Below are 3,446 nucleotides of genomic sequence, written 5' to 3' on the forward strand. Positions count from 1 at the left end.
ATACCCACAGACAATGACTGTCGTGCAGTCATATCATTTTCAATAGAGAGTGCTTTGGTCCAGGCCTGCACAGCCTGTTTGTAATCTTCCCGTTCGAAAGCATCAATGCCCTTGAGCCCTAATGCCGTAGTATTGCTTTCGTCCTTGCTCAGAGCATCCTGATAGAGGCCACGAACTTCGCCATTAACCTGGTTACGGTTGGCCAGGAACAGTACCTGAGCCAGTTGAGCCGCTGCCTGAGGACTGCCTTCCGAGACCGTGTAGAGTGTCTTATAGGCGTCAATCGCCTTATCCACTTCCCCCTTTGCGATATAGCGGCCCGCCAGCAGATACCAGGCCTGAGCATTATCCGGTCGCTTGTCGCGCCAGGCTTCCAGCGCAGAGATCATCTCTTCATGAGAAGCATCCGGATTCATCATCATCCCAGTCACAGACAGCTCGGTCTGAGCTCCCAGATGCAGGTAGACCGGTACGGCCATAGTTGGAATCAGGAGGGCCAGGAATAAAGCAAGACCTTTGCTGCTACTGCTTGTGTAACTGAGTGTTTCTTCCTTATCAGTCACATCTTCCAGTAGTTTTTTTTTCAGCCACGACCGATACAGTTCGGCATCCTCTGGCGTTACCAAACCCTGGTCCCGCTGCTTTGTCAGATCCGCTTCCTGCTCTCTGAAATAGGCGATGTTGGAAGCCTTGTCTGAAACATCCTGATCAGAACTGCGTCGACTGCGAAACCACAAAGGCAGCATGACCAGAGCCATACCAGTGAGAGTTAATATTGTGGCGATTATCCAGAACTGCGTCATTTATCTTTACCACCCAGTATCTTGTCAAGCTCGGCTTTGTTCTGCTCGTCCAGCCCTTCAACTTCGGTCTCCGGACGATGCTCTTTAAGGATTCTGAACAGTATAAAAATGCCCAGAAGCAGCAGAATCAGAGGGCCAAACCAGAGCATAATGGTGCGGGCATCCATTCTGGGTTTATAGAGTACAAAATCACCGTACCTATCCAGCATGAACTGGATAACAGTGTCATCATCCGCCTTTTCCTCAACGATCATACGGTGCACTTGACGACGCAGATCTTGCGCAACAGGCGCATTGGAATCAGCAATGGACTGATTCTGGCACTGAGGGCAGCGCAGCTGTTCGTTCAAACGGAAAAACTGTTCCTGCTGCCGGGGAGAGTCAAACTGATAGTTTTCAATGACCCCGGCATGGGCGCTCAAACTGACTAACAGCACAGCGAGCCCCATCAGCATGGAGACGCTTACAGATTCCAGCAGTGATGAGCGCCTGAAAAAAAAGTCGAGAGTCATTGCACTAACTCCTTTTGCAGGGCATCGTAAAGGGGCTTGAGATCTTTCTTCCAGACCCGGTCATCAAGGATCCCGATGTGCTTGTAACGAATCACACCGTGCTTGTCGATCAGGAAGGTTTCCGGTGCGCCATAGACCCCCAGATCAAGACCCAACCTGCCATCCTTATCAACAATATTGAAAAGGTAAGGGTCTTCCAGACGATCCAGCCATTCCAAAGCCCCCTGACGCTCATCCTTGTAGTTGACGCCAACAATATTGATGCCTTCGCGGGCAAGTTTCATCAGGTAGGGGTGCTCCACCTTACAGGCCGGACACCACGAGCCCCAGACATTAAGCAACAGAATCCTGCCTTTCAATGCTTCTTCAGTAACGGTCTCTGCGGGCTGCTGCAATTTTTTCAGGCTGAATTCAGGAACCGGCTTGTCCAGCAGCATAGAAGGCAGTTCATTTTTATCTTCCATGAACAAACCGATGTAGAGCAGAACACAGAAAGTCAAAAAGAAAGCTAACGGTAAAAACAGTTTCCAACGCTTCACGCCTGACCTCCTGTGGTGACGGTTGCATCTTTCCCTGAATCCAGGGAAGGCCCGGGATTACCCGCCAATGCAGCTTTTTTCCCGCTCAGGGCGACTTTCTTCTTGAGACGGACACGATAACGCTTGTCCGAAATGGCCAGCAAACCACCCAGAGCCATGAAGATAGAGCCTAGCCAGATGAAACGAATATAAGGCTTAACGTAGAGCCGAACAGCCCAGCTATCGTCACCCAGAGGCTCTCCCAGGGCTACATAAAGATCACGGGTCAGGCCCGAATCAATGGCAGCCTCTGTCATCGGCATACCCTGAACGGTATAGACACGCTTTTCGGGATTAAGGACAGCAATCTGCTGCTTATCTTTAAAGACCTTCACAGTACCGAAGTCAGAAACATAGTTAGGGCCCTGGCGCTGATTCACACCATCAAAACGAAAGACGTACTCACCCACCCGGGCTGTGTCGCCCGGATTCATACGCAGATCTTTCTGAACGCTGTAACCAGAGGTCAGAGCCACCCCTATAAAGGTCACTGCCAGTCCCAGGTGGGCCAGTTGCATACCATAATAGGCAGGTTTGAGCTTTCTCATTCCTTTCAGAAGGCCGATGTTTCGGGTTTTGTTGCGAACATCCTTACCGATGGTTAATACCATCCAGAGCACGAGTCCAATCGCCAGGGCTTCACTGACCAGGAAGCGGTCACCGTATAAGAAACTGAAGATGATGCCACCGACAACAGAAACGACCAATATCCAGCGCACCTGCTGCTTCAACCAGCTGAGAGAACCTTTTTTCCAGTTCAGCAGGATACCGATACCCAGACAGGCAGCCAGCAGCATGGAGAGTGGAACAAACAGCAGATTAAAGTAGGGAGGGCCAACAGAAATCATGCCCAGATCCAAAGAGTCAAGGAGTAGTGGGAACATAGTACCCAGCAGTACCGTGGCACAACTGGTCACCAGAATAATGTTATTGAGTAGCAACAAGGTTTCGCGCGATAGCAGTGAGAAACTGATTTTACTTCTCACTTCCGGTGCCCTGAATGCAAACAGGGTCAGGGAAGCCCCCACAACCACCAGCAGATAGCCGAGAATGAAGAGACCACGCTCAGGATCGTTGGCAAAGGCGTGAACAGAGGTCAGCACACCGGAACGAACCAGAAAGGTACCAAACAGACTCAGGGAGAATGTGGTGATAGCCAGCAGCAGTGTCCAGCTCTTGAACAGTCCGCGTTTTTCAGTCACCGCCAGAGAGTGAATAAGGGCCGTACCGGTCAGCCAGGGCATCAGGGAAGCATTTTCCACAGGGTCCCAGAACCACCAGCCACCCCAGCCCAGCTCGTAGTAAGCCCACCAGCTTCCCAGGGAAATGCCGGCAGTCAGGAAGCACCATGCCACAGTTGTCCAGGGACGAGCCCATCGAGCCCAGGCGCTGTCAAGCTGTCCACCGAGCAGGGCCGCAATAGCAAAAGCAAAGGCTACAGCAAAACCTACATACCCCATGTAAAGCATGGGTGGATGAACAATCATACCCAGATCCTGCAGCAGCCAATCCAGAGGTTGGAACCTTGGCGTTGATAAGAGCCTCAGCCTCAG

At 51.4% G+C, this 3,446-nt stretch carries 4 protein-coding genes; all 4 read right to left on the reverse strand.

Going from position 1 to position 3,446, the window contains the following annotated elements:
* A partial coding sequence (ccmI, locus tag KDK18_RS00035) for a c-type cytochrome biogenesis protein CcmI (protein ID WP_257252302.1) occupies positions 1-803 on the reverse strand: 803 nt, incomplete at its 3' end.
* Positions 800-1,315 (reverse strand): cytochrome c-type biogenesis protein, encoded by a 516-nt coding sequence (locus KDK18_RS00040; RefSeq protein ID WP_257252304.1) that lies wholly within the window; start codon positions 1,313-1,315, stop codon positions 800-802. The genes KDK18_RS00040 and ccmI, both read right to left, overlap by 4 nt.
* Entirely contained in the window at positions 1,312-1,854 is a 543-nt protein-coding gene (locus KDK18_RS00045) for a DsbE family thiol:disulfide interchange protein (protein WP_257252306.1), read from the reverse strand. The genes KDK18_RS00040 and KDK18_RS00045 overlap by 4 nt, the downstream gene beginning before the upstream one ends.
* The coding region (locus KDK18_RS00050; protein ID WP_257252307.1) for a heme lyase CcmF/NrfE family subunit at positions 1,851-3,446 on the reverse strand (1,596 nt) is incomplete at its 5' end. The genes KDK18_RS00045 and KDK18_RS00050, both read right to left, overlap by 4 nt.

The sequence above is a fragment of the Endozoicomonas sp. SESOKO3 genome, from assembly GCF_024606255.1.

Excerpts from the sequence above, each read along its gene's own strand:
- KDK18_RS00040 (WP_257252304.1), bottom strand. The coding sequence starts at position 1,315 with ATGACTCTCGACTTTTTTTTCAGGCGCTCATCACTGCTGGAATCTGTA.